At 53.1% G+C, this 21150-nt stretch carries 22 protein-coding genes and 3 tRNA genes; 15 read left to right on the top strand and 10 right to left on the bottom strand.

The genetic code is table 11. The features are described 5' to 3' along the window. Positions 1–11: 11 nt before the first annotated feature. Positions 12–473 (bottom strand): YbaK/EbsC family protein, encoded by a 462-nt coding sequence (locus tag HV302_RS21195; RefSeq protein WP_016151593.1) that lies wholly within the window; start codon positions 471–473, stop codon positions 12–14. A gap of 235 nt (positions 474–708) precedes the next feature. Here HV302_RS21195 and HV302_RS21190 point away from each other — a divergent pair, with 235 nt between their 5' ends. Both HV302_RS21190 and HV302_RS21185 read left to right on the top strand, forming a co-directional pair. Then, complete coding sequence (locus HV302_RS21190) at positions 709–849, top strand: hypothetical protein (RefSeq protein WP_016151594.1); 141 nt, start codon at positions 709–711, stop codon at positions 847–849. Continuing rightward, positions 839–2182 carry a PTS sugar transporter subunit IIC gene (locus HV302_RS21185; protein ID WP_016151595.1) on the top strand — a complete coding sequence of 448 codons (1344 nt, stop codon included), beginning with the start codon at positions 839–841 and terminating at the stop codon, positions 2180–2182. Before HV302_RS21190 ends, HV302_RS21185 begins: the two co-directional genes overlap by 11 nt. 29 nt (positions 2183–2211) lie before the next feature. Here HV302_RS21185 and fhuF read toward each other — a convergent pair whose 3' ends face one another. Then, positions 2212–3000: a siderophore-iron reductase FhuF gene (gene fhuF / locus HV302_RS21180; protein WP_047414505.1), complete on the bottom strand. Its 789-nt coding sequence runs from the start codon at positions 2998–3000 to the stop codon at positions 2212–2214. Positions 3001–3108: 108 nt separating this feature from the next. Continuing rightward, positions 3109–4185 carry a GGDEF domain-containing protein gene (locus HV302_RS21175; protein WP_181626544.1) on the bottom strand — a complete coding sequence of 359 codons (1077 nt, stop codon included), beginning with the start codon at positions 4183–4185 and terminating at the stop codon, positions 3109–3111. Between the two features lie 216 nt (positions 4186–4401). Here HV302_RS21175 and HV302_RS21170 point away from each other — a divergent pair, with 216 nt between their 5' ends. Beyond that, positions 4402–4677: a DUF1435 domain-containing protein gene (locus HV302_RS21170; RefSeq protein WP_019078313.1), complete on the top strand. Its 276-nt coding sequence runs from the start codon at positions 4402–4404 to the stop codon at positions 4675–4677. 39 nt (positions 4678–4716) lie between these two features. Here HV302_RS21170 and HV302_RS21165 read toward each other — a convergent pair. The 4 genes from HV302_RS21165 to rsmC form a co-directional block, all read right to left on the bottom strand. Then, positions 4717–4802, bottom strand: a tRNA-Leu gene (locus HV302_RS21165). Between the two features lie 31 nt (positions 4803–4833). Beyond that, positions 4834–4919, bottom strand: a tRNA-Leu gene (locus HV302_RS21160). 28 nt (positions 4920–4947) lie between these two features. Continuing rightward, positions 4948–5034, bottom strand: a tRNA-Leu gene (locus HV302_RS21155). Positions 5035–5243: 209 nt separating this feature from the next. Continuing rightward, on the bottom strand, positions 5244–6272 hold the full coding sequence (rsmC, locus tag HV302_RS21150) for a 16S rRNA (guanine(1207)-N(2))-methyltransferase RsmC (protein WP_016151599.1): 1029 nt from the start codon (positions 6270–6272) through the stop codon (positions 5244–5246). A 103-nt stretch (positions 6273–6375) separates the two neighbouring features. Here rsmC and holD point away from each other — a divergent pair, with 103 nt between their 5' ends. From holD to HV302_RS21110, 8 genes are all read left to right on the top strand, one after another. Next, positions 6376–6789, top strand: a complete 414-nt coding sequence (gene holD, locus HV302_RS21145; RefSeq protein WP_003837254.1) for a DNA polymerase III subunit psi — start codon at positions 6376–6378, stop codon at positions 6787–6789. Continuing rightward, entirely contained in the window at positions 6758–7204 is a 447-nt protein-coding gene (rimI, locus tag HV302_RS21140; protein ID WP_005123887.1) for a ribosomal protein S18-alanine N-acetyltransferase, read from the top strand. The genes holD and rimI overlap by 32 nt, the downstream gene beginning before the upstream one ends. Positions 7205–7218: 14 nt before the next feature. Next, entirely contained in the window at positions 7219–7899 is a 681-nt protein-coding gene (gene yjjG, locus HV302_RS21135; protein ID WP_181627484.1) for a pyrimidine 5'-nucleotidase, read from the top strand. 92 nt (positions 7900–7991) lie between these two features. Further along, positions 7992–9581 carry a peptide chain release factor 3 gene (prfC, locus tag HV302_RS21130; protein WP_016151601.1) on the top strand — a complete coding sequence of 530 codons (1590 nt, stop codon included), beginning with the start codon at positions 7992–7994 and terminating at the stop codon, positions 9579–9581. A 305-nt stretch (positions 9582–9886) separates the two neighbouring features. Further along, the gene (osmY, locus tag HV302_RS21125) at positions 9887–10504 is read left to right on the top strand and encodes a molecular chaperone OsmY (RefSeq protein ID WP_016151602.1); all 618 of its coding nucleotides are present in this window, start codon (positions 9887–9889) and stop codon (positions 10502–10504) included. A gap of 127 nt (positions 10505–10631) precedes the next feature. Further along, positions 10632–10793, top strand: coding sequence for a DUF1328 domain-containing protein (locus tag HV302_RS21120; RefSeq protein ID WP_003019081.1), 162 nt, complete (start codon positions 10632–10634; stop codon positions 10791–10793). Positions 10794–11038: 245 nt separating this feature from the next. After that, positions 11039–12112 (top strand): patatin-like phospholipase family protein, encoded by a 1074-nt coding sequence (locus HV302_RS21115; protein ID WP_016151604.1) that lies wholly within the window; start codon positions 11039–11041, stop codon positions 12110–12112. Next, positions 12109–12885 carry a metal-dependent hydrolase gene (locus HV302_RS21110; protein ID WP_016155630.1) on the top strand — a complete coding sequence of 259 codons (777 nt, stop codon included), beginning with the start codon at positions 12109–12111 and terminating at the stop codon, positions 12883–12885. The genes HV302_RS21115 and HV302_RS21110 overlap by 4 nt, the downstream gene beginning before the upstream one ends. 32 nt (positions 12886–12917) lie before the next feature. Here the strand turns inward: HV302_RS21110 and HV302_RS21105 are convergent, their stop codons facing one another. Both HV302_RS21105 and HV302_RS21100 read right to left on the bottom strand, forming a co-directional pair. Beyond that, a complete protein-coding gene (locus HV302_RS21105; RefSeq protein ID WP_181626543.1) occupies positions 12918–13781 on the bottom strand; it encodes a YjjW family glycine radical enzyme activase in 864 nt (287 codons plus the stop codon). Further along, a complete protein-coding gene (locus HV302_RS21100; protein WP_019078317.1) occupies positions 13753–15303 on the bottom strand; it encodes a YjjI family glycine radical enzyme in 1551 nt (516 codons plus the stop codon). The genes HV302_RS21105 and HV302_RS21100 overlap by 29 nt, the downstream gene beginning before the upstream one ends. A gap of 261 nt (positions 15304–15564) precedes the next feature. On the opposite strand from HV302_RS21100, the gene deoC reads away from it, so the two are divergent. From deoC to deoD, 4 genes are all read left to right on the top strand, one after another. Beyond that, a complete protein-coding gene (gene deoC, locus HV302_RS21095) occupies positions 15565–16344 on the top strand; it encodes a deoxyribose-phosphate aldolase (RefSeq protein ID WP_016155634.1) in 780 nt (259 codons plus the stop codon). Between the two features lie 179 nt (positions 16345–16523). Then, the gene (deoA, locus tag HV302_RS21090) at positions 16524–17846 is read left to right on the top strand and encodes a thymidine phosphorylase (protein WP_016151609.1); all 1323 of its coding nucleotides are present in this window, start codon (positions 16524–16526) and stop codon (positions 17844–17846) included. Between the two features lie 50 nt (positions 17847–17896). Next, the gene (deoB, locus tag HV302_RS21085) at positions 17897–19120 is read left to right on the top strand and encodes a phosphopentomutase (RefSeq protein WP_016151610.1); all 1224 of its coding nucleotides are present in this window, start codon (positions 17897–17899) and stop codon (positions 19118–19120) included. Between the two features lie 199 nt (positions 19121–19319). Continuing rightward, positions 19320–20039, top strand: a complete 720-nt coding sequence (deoD, locus tag HV302_RS21080; protein ID WP_000224864.1) for a purine-nucleoside phosphorylase — start codon at positions 19320–19322, stop codon at positions 20037–20039. Positions 20040–20124: 85 nt separating this feature from the next. On the opposite strand, the gene lplA is transcribed toward deoD, so the two are convergent. Then, positions 20125–21141 (bottom strand): lipoate--protein ligase LplA, encoded by a 1017-nt coding sequence (lplA, locus tag HV302_RS21075; RefSeq protein WP_016151611.1) that lies wholly within the window; start codon positions 21139–21141, stop codon positions 20125–20127. Positions 21142–21150: the final 9 nt, after the last annotated feature.

Genomic DNA, 21150 nt, shown 5'->3' with positions numbered 1-21150 from the left:
CGGAACGTGAATCATCCCTGACACACATCCACCCAGGTGGCGGAAGTCAGCTCAGCCATCCTTTCTGGCGTGATACGAACGGCGCTGTGGATGGCGCCTGCGGCGGGAAGCACTTCAGCGTAATGCTTCAACGAAACATCGCAGTATACCGAAATCGGCGTTTCCAGTCCGAAAGGGCAAACACCGCCAACGGGATGGCCCGTCGCGTTCACTACTTCATCGCTACTCAACATACGGGCTTTGGCACCGAAAGTGCTCTTTAGCTTTTTGTTATCCAGTCGGGCATCACCTTTGGCGACGACCAGAATAATGTCGTTCTTGACCTTCAGCGAAAGCGTTTTCGCGATCTGGCCTGGTTCGACGTTATGGGCTTTCGCTGCCAGATCGACGGTAGCTGTGCTCTGATCTAATTCGATAATCTCAATATCTGGTGCATATTGCGCTAAAAATTGGCGTACTGATTGCAAACTCATTCTTCTCTCCAAATCGCCTACAGGCAGCTCCATCCAGCAGAAAACCGCATGGCGTAATTTGTCATAGGGGCAAGCTCGCTGTAAATATTTTAATGTAACAACATGGCAACATTGGCAGTTTTTCGATCGTCTTCACAATCAAAGAAACCGGTTACAGTAACCGGTTGCAGAATGCTCAAATGGCGATTAATACTGAAGTTGTCACTTCCTCTGTATTACATAATAAGAGCCATCTATGAAACTGAACTCAAAATGCAGTAGCGCTGGCGTTCCTCCCGGCACGGTTGCGAAAAGCAGTAATGGGCTTTACGTGGTGGTGTTGATACCAGCACGGTTGCAGGGTTTTGCACAACGGGAGAACGGCTATGTCTACTAATCATGCTGTATTTAATGTGATTTTCCGCTTCGTTGAAAATTACGTCAGCCCTGTTGCCGGGCGCATCTCTTCACAACGTCATGTGATGGCTATCCGTGATGGGTTTATTTCGGCGATGCCCTTTATGATCGTAGGCTCGTTTCTGCTAGTTTTCGCCTATCCACCTTTCTCTCCGGATACCACCTGGGGGTTTGCACGTGCGTGGCTGGATATGGCGAAACAGTTTGAAGGCCAAATCCTCACACCGTTTGATATGACGATGGGGATCATGTCAGTCTACATATGTGCGGCTATCGCTTATAACCTGGGCAAGCACTATGTGAAGTCACATCAGCTAGATCCCTTCATGTGCGCGATGCTATCGATCATGGCTTTTTTGCTGATTGCTGCACCGAAAACCAAAGGCACTATGCCGGTTGATAGCCTTGGCGGTACGGGGATTTTCACTGCGATCCTGGTGGCTATTTACTGCGTTGAAATGATGCGCTTCCTGAAGGCGCACAACATCGGCATTCGTTTACCCGATCAGGTGCCGCCGATGATCAAAAACTCCTTCGATCTGCTGATCCCTGTGCTGGTGGTGGTGCTGACGCTGTACCCGCTGAGTCTGGTGATTCAGTCGCAGTTTGACATGCTGATCCCGCAGGCCATCATGGCCATCTTTAAACCACTGGTGTCTGCAGCGGATTCTCTGCCAGCGATACTGCTGGCGGTGCTGATCGGCCATCTGCTGTGGTTTGCGGGTATACATGGCGCGGCAATTGTGTCGGGAATGCTGCAAATGTTCTGGCTCACCAATCTCGGGATGAACCAGTCGGCGCTGGCGCAGGGCGCGCCTTTACCGCATATCTTTATGGAAGCGTTCTGGACGTTCTTTATTGTGGTTGGAGGTTCCGGCGCGACGATGGGGCTGGTGATTTGCTATCTGCGTAGCCGCTCGGCCCATCTGCGATCGATCGGGCGTTTGAGCGTTGTCCCGAGCATTTTTAATATTAACGAACCGGTGATTTTCGGTACGCCGATTGTCATGAACCCGGTGTTCTTCATTCCCTTCCTGCTGGCCCCGATGGTGAACGCGGTGCTGGCCTGGGCGGCGATGAAGCTGGATTTAATTGGGCGGGTGATTTCAGTGGTTCCCTGGACGGCCCCGGCACCGGTTGGCGCGGCATGGGCGTTAGGCTGGGATTATCGTGCGGCCATTCTGGTTGTCCTGCTGGCACTGGTGTCTGCCGTCATCTACTTCCCATTCTTTAAGGTTTACGAAAAGCAGCTATTAGCGCAGGAAAAAGAAGAAGCACAGCGTATAGAAGAAGAAAATCAGCAGGTTGCATAACTGACGGGCGAGGGGCTACGGCTCCTCGCTTACTTCAGCGTGCAGTCACCGCATTGCTGGACATCGGGCAGGCGATAGCGCTGGCAGCAGGTTCTGCGCACTAACAGTCCCTCGCGCGGAACAACGGTACGCCACAGGGGGTTATCCTGACCGCAGGAGAGTTGCTTCTCAAAAAAACAGGTTTGGCGCAGTGTGGTCAGCAGTTCTTCACCTAATAACGGCTTCATTTCCGTTAAATACCAGTGAATTAAATATCCGGTGTTGCTCCAGATAAGCTTCGCATTGATCTCGCCTGTCGCTTCCAGCGCCTGCACAACCGGCGTCAGCGCCGAGAGAATCAGCGTTTCCATGCGTTGCTGAGGAGACTGGGCCGTGACCTGGTGATCCTGATGCACGTCGATCCAGAAGCAGGCAGCACGGCCTGTTTCGTGGAATTCTACGTGCATGTGTTCAGGAGAGACGTCGATGGCCTCTTTTTGCGTCAGCAGGGCCACCATGAGCGGAGGCATCATCAGGCCGATATACCACTGCGCCCAGAGAGATATCAGCGGCTTATTTTCGCGTGGCAGCGTGGGCTGATTGCGATAAATATGGTCTGAATAGACAGCCAGCAATGAACTTAGCGTCGTTGATTGCGTCCATTCATGTAGCGTCATCGCACCTGGCACGGGCGTTTCGTCAAGACGAATGAAGTCCAGCAGGTGCTCACGGGTGTTGGCTATCGTTGCGCGTACGGCAGCAGCCAGCGAGGGCATCTTTGCAGGCAGAGGGCTACGCCAGATGACATCTTCAACGATCGGTGCGGAACGATAAGCCATGTCGATATAAGGATGTTAATCTTAATGATAATGATTGCTAATCCTATAATTGACATTGAGCGATGGCAAGATCTTTGTCGCCATCCCGGGAGACACCGCACAGATAGCTCAGGCAGAAGGGCAGTTTACCCGCAGGTCATCGCTAACCAGCGTACTGTTGCGCCCAAGGCTCTTGGCCTCATAAAGGGCTTTATCCGCTCGGGCAACAGCGGCATCAATATCCTGCTCGACCAGAGGCGCAATACCAATACTCACGGTTACGTTGGTTGCCACGCTCTCGTTAAACACGTGAGGAATTTTAAGGTCGTACACCTTCTGGCGAATACGTTCGGCGGCAGCCTGGGCCTGCTGGGGATCGACCGCGGTCAGCAAAACCATAAACTCTTCCCCACCAAAGCGCGCCACCACGTCCCGGGAGCGCACGGAGTCACGAATCGCGGCAGAGACGCGGATCAGCGCCTGATCTCCCATCATATGACCGTAGTGATCGTTATAGGCTTTGAAGTGGTCGATATCCAGCAGCAAGACGTAGTGCTTCGCGTTGCTCAAGGCCAACAGCGTATCGAGTCGGTGTTGTAGCCCCCGACGATTGTACAAACCGGTTAGCGGGTCGAGCATGCTGAGTCCGTTCAGGGTTTCCCGTTCTTCCAGCAGTTTATACATCAGCTGCTGGGCGAAGCCATCGTAGCGCTTTTGTATCACATGCTGGATGGCGATCCCGGCCATGGGCAGCGCCATAAAATAGATAATTCGCAAACCATGCTCGCTGCCATTCAGCCATAAACAGACGGCGACGGAAGGCAATGAGTGAAGCGTAAACGCGATGATATTATTGGCAAAAGCGATAGAACCAATAAACAGCACGCTGAGAAGCGCGATTAATAGAAAATAATAATCATTATGACCCAGAGCGTTATATTTCAGGAAAATATGTAATGCCCATAGCAAACCAAAAACGATTGAAATAAAAGGAAGATTAATTCTTTTATCCACATATTTCCTATGCCATGCCAGCAACAATGTACTCATCACGAGAATCAGCAATGCCGGTACTGACAACGCTTTGACGGCAAACAGGGGAAAAAAAAGCGTAAACAGCGCGGAGACTGCGTTGAGTAGCAGAAACAATCGTAAAGAGAGTTGGTATTTTTTGGTGCGCAGAGCTCGCCAGGATTGTATTGTCATAGGTAAATATTGTTAGTTATCTGCAATGTACGAAGGTGTGTTGGTAAATAAAACAAATAACGAACGGGGTATCATTCGCAGAGGTTTTTATTGTTTTTAGTTGAAAAGCTAACCGGCGAGCAATTTATCACCTTAAATTATTCATGTCATCAATCGTTAAGTAAAACTCATATAATTGATAGTGCCTCCCAGCTGACAAATGAGAAAATTTATCATATGATATTGGTTATCATTATCAATGTCATAGGTGGTACCATGTTGCAACGTACGCTGGGCAGTGGATGGGGGGTTCTGCTGCCGGGAATACTGATTGCCGGGATGGCATTTAGCGACCTGTCGGTCTACGTATGGAAGGCGATGATTGTATTAGGATTACTGTTGACTTCACTCATGCTGTACCACAAGCGTTTGCGGCATTTTGTCCTGTTGCCTTCATGTGCGGCGCTGATCGGCGGCATTGTTCTGGTGATGATGAACGGGAATCAGGGATGAACAAAACAGGGAAGAAAATCGAGAGGGAAATAAGATAATTGGTGCGAGGGGGGGGACTCGAACCCCCACATCCTAAGGACACTAACACCTGAAGCTAGCGCGTCTACCAATTCCGCCACCTTCGCACAGTCATCTTATTTTTTGATATCGCCTCGTTGGTGCGAGGGGGGGGACTCGAACCCCCACATCCTAAGGACACTAACACCTGAAGCTAGCGCGTCTACCAATTCCGCCACCTTCGCCCAGTGCGAGCAATATCAACGTGGATTATGGTGCGAGGGGGGGGACTTGAACCCCCACGTCCGAAAGGACACTAACACCTGAAGCTAGCGCGTCTACCAATTCCGCCACCTTCGCATACCATCGACACTCAAAAAAGTATCGTTACCACGGAGGCGCATTCTAGTGGTTTTCAACTTTTCGTCAATAGTTAATTGCCCAGGACGCGCTTAATTGATGTAAAAATGGGCGCTAAACGCAGGCCGTGTAAACGAAGTGCCACCCCGCATTTAGCAAACCCTGCCGGATGGCGGTGCAGGCACCTTATCCGGCATGGGATGGCCGTTCTACTTCTTCGCCTGACGCGTCATGATGGTGCGATAGACCTTGAAGCGACCGGTCTGCGCGATAACTTCGTGGAAGCCAAACACTTCATCCAGTACCTTCGGATAAGGCAGGAAGGCGTTCGCCACGATACGCAGTTCACCGCCGCTGTTGAGGTGGCGCACTGCACCGCGAATCAGCGTTTGCGCGGCATCGAGGCTGGTCTGCATCCCGTCGTGGAACGGTGGGTTGGAGATGATCATATCAAAGCGACCCGTCACGTCAGAAAAGACGTTACTGGCGATTACGTCTCCTTCAATACCGTTGGCAGCAAGCGTTGCGCGGCTGGCTTCAACGGCGGCGGCACTAACATCGCACAGGGTTAAGCGCACTTTTGGCGAGTGGCTGGCTAAGGCGACGGAGAGTACACCTGCACCGCAGCCGACATCCAGAACTTTGCCTTTGGTGTGCGGCGTCAGCGTGGAGAGCAGCAGTTGGCTGCCAACATCCAGGCCGTCACGGCTGAATACGCCCGGCAGCGTTTTGATGGTCAGATTTTCGGTCTGGTATTCATCCCAGTATTTTTCTGCATCAAAGACCGGCTGTTTTTCCAGACGACCATGGTACAGGCCACAGCGACGCGCGCTGTCGACTTTGTTCAGCGGGGCGTATTCGGCCAGCATCTGCTCTGCGCTACGTACGCCGCTGCGGTTCTCACCAACAACAAAAATATCGGTGCCCACCGGTAACAGTGACAGAATGTTCATCAACTGGAACTGGGCTTCCGGCTTATTCTTCGGCCAGTAGTAGATCAGCGTATCGCTATCGGCAACGTCATCGGCCTGGGCGACGAGGCTAAAGCGAACGTTGTCGCCCATCTGGCGGTTAAGCACCTGCCAGTGGTGAAGCTGCTGAGTGTGCGCACGGCTGGCGGCGCATTCAAAATGGGCAGGCAGGTCATCCTGCAAATCACCGGCAAACAGAATACGGCTTTGTTCGAAATCATCACTGTGGCGCAGCAAGACTTCACTTGCCGGGGTAAAAGCAGACATGGAGTGCTCCTTAAATTGTACAGCGGGGGATTATAGTTGTTTGATGGCACGGATTCGACAAATTTGCTATATTTGCGCCCCTGATAGACAGGAGTGTTTCGCTATGACATCCCGACGAGACTGGCAGTTACAGCAACTGGGCATTACGCAGTGGTCATTGCGTCGTCCCGGCGCACTGCAGGGCGAGATCGCGATTTCAATTCCTGCGCACGTCCGTTTGGTGATGGTTGCTGCACAATTACCCGCACTAACCGAACCGTTGATGAGCGATATTTTACGCGCATTAACCGTCAGCCCGGATCAGGTTTTACAACTGACGCCTGACCGCGTCGCCATGCTGCCGCAGGGCAGTCGCTGTAATAGCTGGCGGCTGGGAACCGAAGAGCCGCTGCTGCTGGAGGGCGCTCAGGTCGAGAGTCCTGCGTTTAATGAATTACGGGAAAACCCCGCGGCCCGCGCCGCGTTATGGCAACAAATCTGCGCATATGAACACGATTTCTTCCCTCGAACCGACTGATTTACCTGCAGCATTTCAGATTGAAAAACGCGCCCACGCTTTTCCGTGGAGTGAAAAAACATTTGCCAGCAACCAGGGCGATCGCTACCTCAATTTTCAGTTGAGGGTTGACGACGTAATGGCCGCCTTTGCGATTACACAGGTCGTGCTGGATGAAGCTACGCTGTTCAATATTGCCGTCGATCCTGACTTTCAGCGCCGGGGCCTGGGGCGTGAGCTACTGGAATACCTGATCGATGAGCTGGAAAAGCGTGGCATTTTGACACTGTGGCTTGAAGTGCGCGCCTCAAATGCTGCCGCTATCGCGCTGTACGAAAGCCTGGGCTTTAACGAGGCGACGATCCGGCGCAATTACTATCCGACGGCCGATGGTCATGAAGACGCCATTATAATGGCATTGCCAATCAGCATGTAAGACAAGGTGTAATGATGAAGAAGTGGGACTGGATTTTCTTTGATGCCGACGAAACGCTGTTTACATTTGACTCGTTTACCGGCTTACAGCGGATGTTTCTCGACTATAGCATTACCTTTACCGCTGAAGATTTTCAGGACTACCAGGCCGTAAATAAACCGCTGTGGGTGGATTATCAAAACGGTGCGATTACCTCATTACAACTCCAGCACGCTCGTTTTCAGAGCTGGGCTGAACGCCTGAAGGTTGAGCCAGGCCAGCTTAATGACGCCTTTATCAATGCGATGGCGGAGATCTGCTCGCCGTTGCCAGGGGCGTTTTCTCTGCTCAATGCGATTCGTGATAAAACAAAAATCGGTATTATTACTAACGGCTTTACGGCGTTGCAGCAAATCCGCCTTGAGCGGACGGGGCTGCGCGACTATTTCGACCTGCTGGTGATTTCTGAGCAGGTTGGCGTGGCAAAACCCGATCCCCGTATTTTTGACCATGCGCTGGAGCAGGCGGGCAATCCTGAGCGTTCTCGCGTACTGATGGTGGGCGACACCGCAGAGTCCGATATTCTTGGCGGCATTAACGCCGGGCTATCCACCTGCTGGCTAAATACGCACCACCGCGAGCAGCCAGCGGGCATTCAGCCGTCCTGGACCGTAGCGTCATTAAGCGAACTGGAGCGGCTCCTGTGTAAACACTGATTGCCTCCCCCCCGTTGATGGGTAAAATAGCCGCAATTTTTCGTATTCAACTTGCACGGCCTGTTGCCGTGCTTACCTAAGAAGATTTGACTATGACGTTGTCTCCTTATTTGCAAGAGGTGGCCAAACGCCGCACTTTTGCCATTATTTCTCACCCGGATGCCGGTAAAACGACAATTACTGAAAAGGTACTGTTATTCGGACAGGCGATCCAGACCGCCGGTACGGTAAAAGGCCGTGGCTCCAGCCAGCATGCGAAATCTGACTGGATGGAAATGGAAAAGCAGCGTGGTATCTCCATTACCACTTCTGTGATGCAGTTTCCATATCATGACTGCCTGGTAAACCTGCTGGACACCCCAGGGCACGAAGACTTCTCTGAAGATACATACCGTACTCTGACGGCGGTGGACTGCTGCCTGATGGTCATCGACGCCGCAAAAGGTGTTGAAGACCGGACCCGTAAGCTGATGGAAGTTACCCGTCTGCGTGATACCCCGATCCTGACCTTTATGAACAAACTCGACCGTGACATCCGCGATCCGATGGAGCTGCTGGATGAAGTCGAGAATGAACTGAAAATCGGCTGTGCGCCGATCACCTGGCCGATTGGCTGCGGTAAGTTGTTCAAAGGCGTCTATCACCTATATAAAGACGAAACTTACCTGTACCAGACGGGTAAAGGCCACACCATTCAGGAAGTGCGCATTGTTAAAGGTCTGAACAACCCGGAACTCGATGCCGCCGTGGGGGAAGACCTGGCGCAGCAGCTGCGCGACGAGCTGGAGCTGGTGCAGGGCGCGTCTAACGAGTTCGACCATGAGCTGTTCCTCGCGGGCGAAATCACCCCGGTATTCTTCGGTACCGCGCTCGGTAACTTCGGCGTTGATCATATGCTGGATGGCTTAGTGGAGTGGGCGCCTGCGCCGATGCCGCGTAAAACCGACACCCGCGTCGTTGAAGCCTCAGAAGAGAAGTTCACCGGCTTCGTGTTTAAAATTCAGGCCAACATGGACCCGAAACACCGTGACCGCGTGGCGTTTATGCGCGTGGTGTCCGGCAAGTACGAGAAAGGCATGAAAATGCGCCAGGTGCGCATTGGTAAAGACGTGGTTATCTCCGATGCGCTGACTTTTATGGCTGGTGACCGTTCTCACGTGGAAGAAGCGTATCCGGGCGATATTCTGGGTCTGCACAACCACGGCACTATCCAGATTGGCGATACCTTTACCCAAGGCGAAATGATGAAGTTCACTGGTATTCCGAACTTCGCGCCGGAGCTGTTCCGTCGCATTCGTCTGAAGGATCCGTTGAAGCAGAAACAGCTGCTGAAAGGGCTGGTTCAGCTGTCCGAAGAGGGCGCAGTGCAGGTTTTCCGTCCGATCGCTAATAACGATCTGATCGTGGGCGCTGTTGGTGTGCTGCAGTTCGACGTGGTGGTTTCACGCCTGAAGAGCGAATACAACGTTGAAGCGATTTATGAGTCGGTCAACGTAGCGACAGCACGCTGGGTAGAGTGTTCTGACGTGAAGAAATTCGAAGAATTCAAGCGTAAAAACGAAATTCAGCTGGCGCTGGATGGCGGCGATAACCTCACTTATATCGCGCCGACCATGGTTAACCTGAATCTCACCCAGGAACGTTACCCTGACGTTCAGTTCCGCAAAACGCGCGAACACTAATCGACCTTCAGGGCACGGTATCCGCCGTGCCCTACAACTTTTCCTGTCTTTTAAATCCCTTGCGGAATGTTCTTAAAACCTCTCGTTTTTCTTTTGTTTGCACGTTTTTTAGTCAATCTGGACTGCGATCACGAAATCCTGAACTATATTTAACAATGTGATGACATAAATGTCGGCGTTAAATGCTTTTTAGGCTGCCTGTTGCAGCTTCTATTGCTGATATTTATTCCACTTACAAGATTAGTTGCTGGCTCAAGCCGTTTACGGCAGAGCGCAGCTTTTAGCAAACATACAGGAATACATCGATGACAATGACAGGACTTAAGATTTCTAAAACGCTGCTGGCCGTGATGCTGACCTCCGCTGTTGCAACGGGTTCTGCTTATGCAGAAAACTCCACGACGGATAAAACGCAATCCGGCGTCGAAAGTGCGGGGCAGAAAGTCGATAGCTCCATGAACAAAGTCGGTAATTTCATGGATGACAGCACCATCACTGCGAAAGTAAAAGCCGCGCTGGTGGATCACGATAGCATTAAGAGCACCGACATTTCCGTTAAAACCGACCAGAAGGTGGTGACGCTAAGCGGGTTTGTTGAAAGCCAGGCACAGGCCGAAGAGGCAGTTAAAGTCGCCAAAGGCGTTGAGGGTGTGACCTCCGTTAGCGACAAACTGCACGTACGTGATAGCAAAGACACTTCTGTAAAAGGCTATGCGGGCGATACGGCAATCACCAGTGAGGTAAAAGCTAAGCTGCTAGCCGATGATATTGTCCCTTCCCGCAAAGTGAAAGTTGAAACCACCGATGGCGTGGTACAGCTTTCAGGAACCGTTGAATCACAGGCTCAAAGCGATCGCGCTGAGAGCATCGCCAAAGCGATTGATGGCGTGAAAAGCGTCAAAAACGATCTTAAAACTCACTAATTAGACTTAATTCGTCCTCCCGACGTTTGTCGGGAGGCGTGTTGTGCACCACACTGAAAATATCGCCGATGGGCAGCCTGAGTGCTCATATCAAGCGGTGACATTAACTATGGTAAAGGAGAAGCGCATGTTTCGATGGGGCATCATATTTCTGGTTATCGCGTTAATTGCCGCTGCACTAGGTTTTGGTGGACTGGCGGGTACCGCTGCTGGCGCAGCGAAAATTGTTTTTGTGGTGGGGATCATTCTGTTTCTGGTCAGCCTGTTTACAGGTCGTAAACGGCCCTAGCGACATCCCCTTTATTCTTCAAGTTAAAGGTGCGTTGGCTACGCGTGCTCGCCCGCATCACTTACCAGAGTAAGCAGATCGGGATTCACGCCCTTGCCGCCTTCTTGTGACTCGAATTATTTTGGGGATTAACCGTAAAGATAACTTGCTACTAAGCCAGTCCACCGGACTGGCTTTTACGGTTTTAGCATCAGGCAATTTGCGTTACTTTGTTGTTCTATTACAAAAACAACAGGAAGGCAGAGGTGGGGCAGAGAATACCCGTCACGCTCGGTAATATTGCGCCGTTATCGTTACGTCCGTTTCAACCAGGCAGTATGGCGCTGGTGTGTGAGGGCGGCGGACAAAGAGGCATCTTCACCGCTGGCGTACTGGATGAATTCATGCGCGCGCAGTTCAATCCTTTTGATCTCTTCTACGGGACCTCCGCTGGCGCGCAAAACCTTTCAGCCTATCTTTGTAACCAGCCGGGTTACGGCCGTAAAGTCATCATGCGTTACACTACCCGACGTGAATTTTTTGACCCGGTGCGCTTTGTGCGCGGGGGAAATTTAATCGATCTCGATTGGCTAGTGGATTCGACTGCGTCTCAGATGCCGCTGGCGATGGATAACGCCGAGCGCCTGTTTGCCGCAGGGAAATCGTTTTATATGTGTGCCTGTCGGGGCGATGACTACACGCCTGGCTATTTTTCGCCGAACCGGCAAAACTGGCTCGATCTTATTCGTGCCTCCAGCGCTATTCCCGGGTTCTACCGCGCAGGGGTTGCGCTGGATGGTGTGAATTATCTCGATGGGGGAGTCAGCGACGCCATTCCCGTGCAGGAAGCGGCGAAGCAGGGGGCAAAAACGCTGGTGGTTATCCGCACCGTGCCTTCGCAAATGTATTACACCCCGCAGTGGTTCAAGCGTATGGAACGCTGGCTGGGCGAAAGCAGCCTGCAACCGCTGCTGAATCTGGTCCAGCACCATGAAGCCAGCTATCGCGCGATTCAGAGTTTTATTGAGAAACCGCCGGGCAAGCTGCGTATCTTTGAGATCTACCCGCCCAAACCGCTCCATAGCATGGCATTAGGAAGCCGTATTCCGGCGCTGCGGGAAGATTACAAGACCGGACGCCTGTGTGGTCGTTACTTCTTGGCAACCGTCGGCAAGCTGCTGGCGAAAAATGCGCCGTTGCCTCGTCAGACGCCGAAGATTGTGGTGCCGGGACCGGTCGTGGTTCCACCTGCGCCGGTGGCTAACGACGCTCACGCCCCCGTGGTGACCAATGCGCCTCAGGCTAACGACACGACGTTTAATAATGAGGATTTGGCGTGAGTTATCGTTTTATTGATACGCATTGTCACTTTGATTTTCCGCCGTTTACGGGCGATGAATCTGCCAGTATTCAGGGCGCGGCTGACGTCGGCGTGCAAAGCATTATCGTTCCGGCCACCCAGGCGGCAAATTTTTCCCGTGTACTGGCGTTAGCGGAAAATTACCCTCCATTGTTTGCCGCCCTGGGGCTGCATCCCATTGTTATTGAGCAACATAGCGATGACTGCCTGGAGCAGTTGCAGCAGGCGCTGGATAAGCGTCCGCAAAAGCTGGTGGCGGTAGGTGAGATTGGGCTGGATCTTTATCGGGACGATCCGCAATTCGATAAGCAAGAGCGGCTGCTGGAAGCGCAGCTTAAGCTGGCGAAGCGTTATGAGCTGCCGGTGATCCTGCATTCGCGGCGCACTCATGACAAGCTGGCGATGCACCTGAAACGCCATGCTTTACCGCGAACCGGCGTGGTGCATGGATTTTCCGGGAGCGTGCAGCAGGCCGAACGTTTTGTGCAACTGGGCTACAAAATTGGCGTGGGCGGCACCATTACCTATCCGCGCGCCAGTAAAACCCGCGAGGTAATGGCGCAACTGCCGCTGGACTCACTGCTGCTGGAAACTGACGCGCCGGATATGCCGCTCAACGGCTTTCAGGGACAGCCGAATCGCCCGGAGCAGGTGGTCAGAGTCTTTGATGTCCTCTGCGAGCTGCGCCCGGAACCTGCGGATGTTATCGCTGATGCGCTGTATCGCAATACGACGGCGTTATTTGATTTTTAATTGCCGGACGACGGATGCGTCGCATCCGGCAATCACAGGTACAGCGCCGGGAAGATCAAATTATCCACCCCGCGCTCGCGCAATCCTTGCGCCAGTTGCTCCACATCCTCAGGCGTGGCGCTCGGCCAGTCCTTAGCTTCGCCGTACACCCCGTGCGCATGAAAGGCATTTAGCCGCACTGGTACATCACCTGAACGTTTGATAAACGCCGCCAGTGCATCGATATGCTGTAGATAATCCACGTGGCCAGGAATAACCAGCAGGCGCAGTTCCGCAAGTTTTCCCTGCCCGGACAAAAAGGTAATGCTTTGTTTAATCAGCGTGTTATCGCGGCCAGTCAACTGTCGATGACACGCGCTATCCCAGGCTTTTAAATCGAGCATTACGCCGTCGCATACCGGCAGCAGTTTTTGCCAGCCGGTTTCGCTCAGCATGCCGTTGCTGTCTACCATGCAGGTCAGGTGTTGCAGCTGCGGATCGGTTTTGATCGCGTTAAACAGCGCCACGATAAACGGCAACTGGGTGGTCGCTTCGCCGCCGCTGACCGTAATTCCTTCAATAAACAGCACCGCCTTGCGAATATGCTGCAGCACTTCATCAGCGCTCAGGGTTTGCGCCATCGGCGTGGCCTGCTGTGGGCACATGTGCAGGCAGGTATCGCACTGCTGACATACGTCGGATTGCCATCTCACTTTCCCCGCACTCAGGCTCAGCGCTTCATGCGGGCAATGCAGGATACATTCCCCGCAGTCGTTGCAGCGTCCCATCGTCCACGGATTGTGGCAATTTTTACAGCGCAGGTTACATCCTTGCAGAAACAGAGCCAGGCGACTGCCCGGCCCGTCGACGCAGGAGAAAGGAATGATCTTACTTACTGAAGCGCATCTGCTGTTCATGGCTAATCACGCGAGGTTGTCGTTCCAGAATGCGGGTATTGCGCGCGGCTTCTTCGCCCAGCCAGGTGGTGTTGGTGCGTGAACCTTCGGCGCGATATTTTTCCAGATCCGACAGGCGTACCATATAGCCGGTGACGCGGACCAGATCGTTACCACTCACGTTGGCGGTAAACTCACGCATCCCAGCTTTAAACGCCCCGAGGCACAATTGCACCAACGCCTGAGGATTGCGCTTGATGGTTTCATCCAGCGTGAGAATGTCGCTGATCCCAGCGTGATAATACGCATGATGCGGCGCGACGGTTTGCAGGTGAGTGATCGGATCCGGCTCATCGCCATAGGGCAGACGCGCGCCCGGCGTGGTGCCGATGTCAGAACTGATCCCTGACTGTGCGTGCAGCATTGCGCGCTGCTTCCAGCCAAATTTCACCGGGGTACTTTCTACAAACTCCGCCAGTTGGGCGCTGATGCGATACCCTAGCTGATTGGCGACCTCATCTTTTCCGTAGCGAGCATTCTGCCCCGCCTTATCGCACAGCAGATTCACCGCCTCCGCCAGGCCATACATGCCGAACATAGGGACAAAACGTTCGGGATCAATCAACCCTTCCTGCACCAGGAAGCTATTCTCAAAGAAATGTGATTTTTCATAGAGGAATTCACATCGTGAATCAATGATGGCGATTTGCTGCTGGCAATAGTGCGGTAGGGTGCGCGTAAAGAAGTCATCGACAGAGGTGCTGCGCTCTGCGATGGCTTTCAGATTGAGCCTGACCAGCGTGCTTCCACCCCCGGCGAGCGGCAACGAGTTGTAACAGCTGACGACGCCATACTGACCTTTTGTGAAAATTTTATCATTTTCGGGGCCGTTGGAAATGTGCGGCTTACTGCACTCGCAGATATTTTGCGCCACGTTGAGCAGCAGGTCGTCAGGTGTAATTTGCGGATCATAAATGAACGTCAGATTAGGCGAAACCTGCTTTAACTCTGCGTCTGCGCGTAAAATTGCACGGGTGACAGGCGTATCTGCGGGGCCGATATTGGCATGCATAAATGCGTCTGGCAGGGTTCTGTCGAGATAACGCCAGAAACGTTTTATTCGAATATCGATCTCATCTTGTGTTAGAATTCTAACATACGGTTGCAACAGAACGTCGAGCTGGCCGAGATAGACCGGCATCGAGGTGACTGACGGAACGTGGTGATACAGGATGGTGAGTAAGGATAACGCGTCATCAAGATCCCTGGCTCCTTCCAGTTCCAGCCATGAGGAACCGTTGGCCAGAAAACGCGCGTAGTCGGGTAAAACATAGCGCGGTTTGAACGGGGCATGACCTTCATACATATCGCAGATCACCCCGTCATCCAGCGCCTGGCGAGCCTCAGCAGGTAGTTGCGGGTAAGGCAGCGCGTTTTCAGCCTCCAGCGCCAGGAAGTGGCGTTTCTGCTCAGGGCTGAGCACCGGACTGGTCACGATTTGTTGGCAACGCTGTTGCAGCGCGAGTTCGCTTGAAGTGGGCATCGTTGATTCCTTTTTATCCCGAAGGTGTAACGCCATTGTAGAAAGCAACGCCGCCACAACCTTTGATCCGGATGCGCCTGATGCCACCGCATCCCTTCTTGAAAGGTAATTTATTTGAAGTAGATCTCATTAGAGTAATGCAAATCTGTATGTGGTTTTCATTAACTGTGATGTATATCGAAGTGTAATAGCGAGTGGATGTTAGAATACTAACAAACTCGCAAGGTGAAATTTTATACGGCGATGCCGTTGGAGAATGTTATGACCGATTTAACAGCAAGCAGCCTGCGTGCACTGAAACTGATGGACCTGACCACCCTGAATGACGACGACACCAATGAAAAAGTGATCGCGCTGTGTCATCAGGCGAAGACCCCGGTAGGCAACACTGCCGCTATTTGCATCTATCCGCGTTTCATCCCTATCGCGCGTAAGACGCTGAAAGAGCAAGGCACTCCGGACATCCGTATTGCAACCGTGACCAACTTCCCGCACGGCAACGACGACATCGAGATTGCGCTGGCTGAAACCCGCGCGGCGATTGCCTACGGCGCGGATGAAGTTGACGTGGTGTTCCCTTACCGTGCCCTGATCGCCGGTAACGAGCAGGTTGGTTTTGATCTGGTTAAAGCATGTAAAGATGCGTGTGCGGCGGCAAACGTGCTGCTGAAAGTGATCATCGAAACCGGTGAGCTGAAAGAAGAGAGTCTTATCCGTAAAGCGTCTGAAATCTCCATCAAAGCGGGTGCTGATTTCATCAAAACCTCTACCGGTAAAGTGCCGGTAAATGCGACGCCGGAAAGCGCACGCATCATGATGGAAGTGATCCGCGACATGGGCGTTTCTAAAACTGTAGGTTTCAAACCGGCAGGCGGCGTGCGTACCGCAGAAGATGCACAGCAGTTCCTGGCGATTGCTGACGAACTGTTTGGCGCTGACTGGGCCGATTCCCGTCACTATCGTTTTGGGGCATCCAGCCTGCTGGCGAGCCTGCTGAAAGCGCTGGGTCACGGCGATGGTAAGAGCGCAAGCAGCTACTAATTACTCGTCATACTGCAAGCCGCAGGTGCGTTAGCTGCACTCCCTCACCCCAGTCACTTACTGTAGTAAGCGCCTGGGGATGAGCTTCCTTGCCGCTTCCTGCGACTCGAATTGTTTAGAGTAATCATTCATTGCAGTGGGTTTTCCGCTGCATTTAACCTGATTTATCGGGGGTTACCATGTTTCTCGCACAAGAAATTATTCGTAAAAAACGTGATGGTCATGCGCTGAGCGATGAAGAGATTCGTTTCTTTATCAATGGGATTCGCGACAACACCATCTCTGAAGGGCAAATCGCCGCCCTGGCGATGACCATTTTCTTCCACGATATGACAATGCCTGAGCGTGTTTCGCTGACCATGGCAATGCGTGATTCAGGAACCGTGCTGGACTGGAAAAGCCTGCAGCTGAACGGCCCGATTGTGGATAAACACTCTACCGGCGGCGTGGGTGACGTAACATCACTGATGTTAGGCCCGATGGTCGCTGCATGTGGCGGCTATATTCCGATGATCTCCGGACGTGGTCTGGGGCATACCGGCGGTACGCTCGATAAACTGGAAGCCATCCCAGGGTTTGACATCTTCCCGGACGACGCGCGTTTCCGTGAAATTATTAAAGACGTGGGTGTGGCGATTATTGGGCAAACCAGCTCGCTCGCACCGGCGGACAAACGTTTTTATGCCACCCGCGATATTACCGCGACGGTGGATTCCATCCCGCTGATTACCGGCTCTATCCTGGCGAAAAAGCTGGCGGAAGGACTGGATGCGCTGGTGATGGACGTGAAAGTAGGCAGCGGTGCCTTTATGCCGACCTATGAGCTTTCTGAAGCGCTTGCCGAAGCGATTGTCGGCGTGGCGAACGGGGCGGGTGTACGTACCACCGCGCTGTTAACCGATATGAACCAGGTACTGGCATCCAGCGCAGGTAACGCGGTAGAAGTCCGCGAAGCGGTGCAGTTCCTGACAGGTGAATACCGCAATCCACGTCTGTTAGACGTCACGATGGCGCTGTGCGTGGAAATGCTGATCTCCGGCAATCTGGCGAAAGACGATGCCGAAGCCCGTGCGAAATTGCAGGCGGTGCTGGATAACGGCAAAGCGGCAGAGATTTTTGGTCGCATGGTTGCAGCGCAGAAAGGCCCGACCGATTTCGTCGAAAATTATGCGAAGTACTTGCCGACGGCAATGCTCAGCAAAGCGGTATATGCTGATACCGAAGGTTTTGTCAGCGCTATGGATACCCGTGCGCTGGGAATGGCGGTTGTTTCCATGGGCGGCGGTCGTCGTCAGGCTTCGGACACCATTGATTACAGCGTTGGCTTTAGCGACATGGCGCGTCTGGGCGACAGCGTAGACGGACAGCGTCCGCTGGCGGTGATCCACGCCAAAGACGAAGCCAGCTGGCAGGAAGCGGCGAAAGCGGTCAAAGCGGCAATTAGCCTTGACGATAAAGCGCCAGAAATTACACCGACAGTCTATCGTCGTATTACCGAATAACTGTATACTGATCTGATCGCTTTTTTGCGGCGCAGATGTTGGAGAACAAGATGAAACGTGCATTTATTATGGTGCTGGACTCCTTTGGTATTGGTGCGACTGAAGATGCGGATCGCTTTGGCGACGTAGGCTCAGACACTATGGGACACATTGCAGAAGCCTGTGCGAAAGGCGAAGCTGACAAGGGTCGCAAAGGTCCACTGAATCTGCCTAACCTGACCCGTCTGGGCCTGGTGAAAGCTCACGAAGGTTCTACCGGTAAAATTGCTGCTGGTATGGACGGTAACGCGGAAGTGATTGGTGCCTACGCCTGGGCGCATGAACTCTCTTCCGGGAAAGACACGCCGTCTGGCCACTGGGAAATCGCGGGTGTTCCGGTTCTGTTTGACTGGGGTTATTTCTCCGATCATGACAACAGCTTCCCGCAGGAACTGCTGGATAAACTGGTCAAACGTGCCAACCTGCCGGGCTACCTCGGCAACTGCCACTCTTCCGGTACCGTGATCCTGGATCAACTGGGTGAAGAGCATATGAAAACCGGCAAGCCGATTTTCTATACTTCTGCAGACTCCGTGTTCCAGATTGCCTGTCACGAAGAGACTTTTGGCCTGGATAAACTCTACGAACTGTGTGAAATCGCTCGTGAAGAACTGACCGAAGGTGGTTACAACATCGGTCGTGTTATCGCGCGTCCGTTTATCGGTGATAAAGCGGGTAATTTCCAGCGTACCGGTAACCGTCACGATCTGGCCGTTGAGCCGCCAGCACCGACTGTGCTGCAGAAACTGGTCGACGAGAAAGACGGTCACGTGGTTTCCGTCGGTAAAATCGCGGATATTTACGCTAACTGCGGCATCACCAAAAAAGTGAAAGCTACCGGCCTGGACGCGCTGTTCGACGCCACCATCAAAGAGATGAAAGAAGCGGGTGATAAGACCATCGTCTTCACTAACTTCGTTGATTTCGACTCTTCCTGGGGACATCGTCGCGATATCGCTGGTTACGCTGCAGGTCTGGAACTGTTCGACCGCCGTTTACCTGAACTGATGGAACTGGTGGGTGAAGATGACATTCTGATCCTGACTGCTGACCACGGCTGTGACCCGAGCTGGACCGGCACTGACCACACCCGTGAGCACATTCCGGTGCTGGTTTACGGCCCGAAAGTGAAACCAGGTTCTTTAGGCCACCGTGAAACTTTCGCGGATATCGGCCAGACGCTGGCGAGCTACTTTGGTACATCGCCGATGGACTACGGTAAAAACATGCTGTGATACCCGTTGTCTTTCGCGCTGTAGATGCGTTGACTTCATTCGCTCACCCCGGTCACATAGGTAATCTATGCTCCCGGGGGTACCGAATTCGTCGCCTTCCAACAACGCGAAATCCTTAGGGTATTTGAATTCGTTTTGTCGGTTGGGTAAGGTATTGCTACCCCCTCGACAAAAACAATAAATCAAAAGGGAACTGAAGATGGCAACTCCACATATTAATGCAGAAATGGGTGATTTCGCTGACGTCGTATTGATGCCGGGCGACCCGCTGCGCGCAAAGCATATTGCTGAAACTTTCCTCGAAGATGTTCGTGAAGTGAACAACGTTCGCGGCATGTTAGGTTTCACCGGTACTTACAAAGGCCGTAAGATCTCCGTTATGGGTCACGGGATGGGTATCCCGTCCTGCTCTATCTACACCAAAGAGCTGATCACCGATTTTGGCGTGAAGAAAATCATTCGCGTAGGCTCCTGCGGCGCTGTGCGTATGGACGTTAAACTGCGTGACGTGGTTATCGGTATGGGCGCCTGCACCGACTCCAAAGTAAACCGTATCCGTTTTAAAGATCATGACTTCGCAGCTATCGCTGACTTCGACATGGTGCGTAATGCAGTTGATGCGGCAAAAGCACTGGGCGTAGACGCGCGCGTGGGCAACCTGTTCTCCGCTGACCTGTTCTACTCTCCGGACGGCGAAATGTTCGACGTAATGGAAAAATACGGCGTGCTGGGCGTGGAAATGGAAGCGGCGGGTATCTACGGCGTTGCGGCTGAGTTTGGTGCGAAAGCGCTGACCATCTGCACCGTGTCCGACCATATCCGTACTCACGAGCAGACCACTGCCGCTGAACGTCAGACGACCTTCAACGACATGATCAAAATCGCACTGGAATCCGTTCTGCTGGGCGATAAAGAGTAAGTGTTGTGATGCCCGGTAGCGCTGCGCTTACCGGGCATACAATCGATGTATGCCGGACCGCCATCCGGCATTTTCAGGCCAGCGTTTAGCTCACTGCACTGGCAATCCACGCTGACAGCTCGCGTAACTCTTTCTCCTGCTGTGGGAAATCAACCAGCAGCGCTTCGCACTCCTGTTGCAGCATATCCGCACGGTACAAACACCCCTGCAGACGACCCGCCAGCGCTTCTAACGGCGCGGGATTGAGGCTGTCGGTAAAGACCTGCGTACGGGTGATATGACCTTTTTCCACGTCGAAATGCAGCTCAACGCCGCCCCAGGTGAAACGCTCGTCCAGAAGGTGCGAGAACGCAGGCGCCTGACCAAAATTCCACTCCCAACTGCTCTGACGGGCAAAGGTTTCGGCAAAGTTCGGCAGATCCGGGGTTTTGTCCGGCGAGATAATTTCCGCTTCGACACGTTCGCCGTAGTGGGCAAAAAAGGCTTCCGTGATAGCCTGACAGACCTGTTGATGGGTGATGCCCGGCAACAGCTCCGTTAGATTCGCTACGCGTGAGCGAACCGAGGTGATGCCTTTGGCGGCGAGTTTCTTTTTATCTGGATTGAGATAGTTTGCCAGGCGGCTGAGATCGGCGTTCAACAAAAGCGTGCCGTGGTGGAATCCGCGGTCTTTCGTTTCCCGATAAGCAGAGCCGGAAACTTTGCGATCGCCGTCTGGCGTTTTCACGACCAGATCGTTACGCCCGGAGGCGTCGGCGTCTACGCCCAGCGCGTTCAGGGCATGGAGGACAATAGCAGTAGAGATGGTTTTGTCGTACTCCGGTTTACCGGCCATAAAGGTAAAGCAGGTATTGCCTAAGTCATGGAACACCGCGCCGCCGCCGCTGCTGCGACGGGCGAGCCGCACGTTGTCTTCTTCCATACGGCGGGTATTACACTCTTTCCACGGGTTTTGCGCCCGGCCAATCACCACCGTATCGGCGTTACGCCACAAGAACAGGACGCGCTGCGTGGCGGGCATCTGGCGAAAAATGCACTCTTCGACCGCGAGGTTAAACCACGGATCGTAAGAGTCTGAGATAAGCAGGCGTAGTGTCGTCATGGTCGATTT

The sequence above is a fragment of the Citrobacter sp. RHBSTW-00859 genome, assembly GCF_013729795.1.
Classification (GTDB): domain Bacteria; phylum Pseudomonadota; class Gammaproteobacteria; order Enterobacterales; family Enterobacteriaceae; genus Citrobacter; species Citrobacter braakii.
This window is presented reverse-complemented; position numbering and strand designations above follow the sequence as displayed.

Bases quoted from the DNA above. Each gene is read 5' to 3' on its own strand.
- HV302_RS21195 (WP_016151593.1), bottom strand. From the start codon at position 473: ATGAGTTTGCAATCAGTACGCCAATTTTTAGCGCAATATGCACCAGAT.
- HV302_RS21190 (WP_016151594.1), top strand. From the start codon at position 709: ATGAAACTGAACTCAAAATGCAGTAGCGCTGGCGTTCCTCCCGGCACG.
- HV302_RS21185 (WP_016151595.1), top strand. From the start codon at position 839: ATGTCTACTAATCATGCTGTATTTAATGTGATTTTCCGCTTCGTTGAA.
- fhuF (WP_047414505.1), bottom strand. From the start codon at position 3,000: ATGGCTTATCGTTCCGCACCGATCGTTGAAGATGTCATCTGGCGTAGC.
- HV302_RS21175 (WP_181626544.1), bottom strand. From the start codon at position 4,185: ATGACAATACAATCCTGGCGAGCTCTGCGCACCAAAAAATACCAACTC.
- HV302_RS21170 (WP_019078313.1), top strand. From the start codon at position 4,402: ATGATATTGGTTATCATTATCAATGTCATAGGTGGTACCATGTTGCAA.
- rsmC (WP_016151599.1), bottom strand. From the start codon at position 6,272: ATGTCTGCTTTTACCCCGGCAAGTGAAGTCTTGCTGCGCCACAGTGAT.
- holD (WP_003837254.1), top strand. From the start codon at position 6,376: ATGACATCCCGACGAGACTGGCAGTTACAGCAACTGGGCATTACGCAG.
- rimI (WP_005123887.1), top strand. From the start codon at position 6,758: ATGAACACGATTTCTTCCCTCGAACCGACTGATTTACCTGCAGCATTT.
- yjjG (WP_181627484.1), top strand. From the start codon at position 7,219: ATGAAGAAGTGGGACTGGATTTTCTTTGATGCCGACGAAACGCTGTTT.
- prfC (WP_016151601.1), top strand. From the start codon at position 7,992: ATGACGTTGTCTCCTTATTTGCAAGAGGTGGCCAAACGCCGCACTTTT.
- osmY (WP_016151602.1), top strand. From the start codon at position 9,887: ATGACAATGACAGGACTTAAGATTTCTAAAACGCTGCTGGCCGTGATG.
- HV302_RS21120 (WP_003019081.1), top strand. From the start codon at position 10,632: ATGTTTCGATGGGGCATCATATTTCTGGTTATCGCGTTAATTGCCGCT.
- HV302_RS21105 (WP_181626543.1), bottom strand. From the start codon at position 13,781: ATGAACAGCAGATGCGCTTCAGTAAGTAAGATCATTCCTTTCTCCTGC.
- HV302_RS21100 (WP_019078317.1), bottom strand. From the start codon at position 15,303: ATGCCCACTTCAAGCGAACTCGCGCTGCAACAGCGTTGCCAACAAATC.
- deoC (WP_016155634.1), top strand. From the start codon at position 15,565: ATGACCGATTTAACAGCAAGCAGCCTGCGTGCACTGAAACTGATGGAC.
- deoA (WP_016151609.1), top strand. From the start codon at position 16,524: ATGTTTCTCGCACAAGAAATTATTCGTAAAAAACGTGATGGTCATGCG.
- deoB (WP_016151610.1), top strand. From the start codon at position 17,897: ATGAAACGTGCATTTATTATGGTGCTGGACTCCTTTGGTATTGGTGCG.
- deoD (WP_000224864.1), top strand. From the start codon at position 19,320: ATGGCAACTCCACATATTAATGCAGAAATGGGTGATTTCGCTGACGTC.
- lplA (WP_016151611.1), bottom strand. From the start codon at position 21,141: ATGACGACACTACGCCTGCTTATCTCAGACTCTTACGATCCGTGGTTT.